General features: G+C 58.2%; 1 protein-coding gene. It reads left to right on the top strand.

Going from position 1 to position 256, the window contains the following annotated elements:
• On the top strand, positions 1-256 hold a 256-nt coding region (locus tag ACPYOM_RS23010; RefSeq protein ID WP_481347743.1), incomplete at both ends, for a hypothetical protein.

Here is a 256-nt window from a genome sequence, read left to right as displayed (position 1 = left end):
CGGATGGGACGAGCTGGCTACCTGGCGTGACCCTGATGTCTACGAAGCGATGATGTCGACCCTTCGTACTGCCTTCATCCCTACCAAGAAGCAGCCCAACATGCCGCCTCTGCAGGTCAGGTCAACCACGAACCCGTTCGGTGCGGGCAAGTGGTGGGTGTATGAGCGCTTCCTTGAAGGCAAACGTCCAGGCGAGATCACTTACAACAGGGATGGCTCACGTCAACGGTGTGCGGTCTTCGGCACGATCTTCGAA

The sequence above is a fragment of the Monashia sp. HAY1-2A genome, from assembly GCF_056755315.1.
The sequence above is the reverse complement of the archived record's forward strand: the minus strand, read 5'-3'. Positions and strand labels throughout refer to the sequence as shown.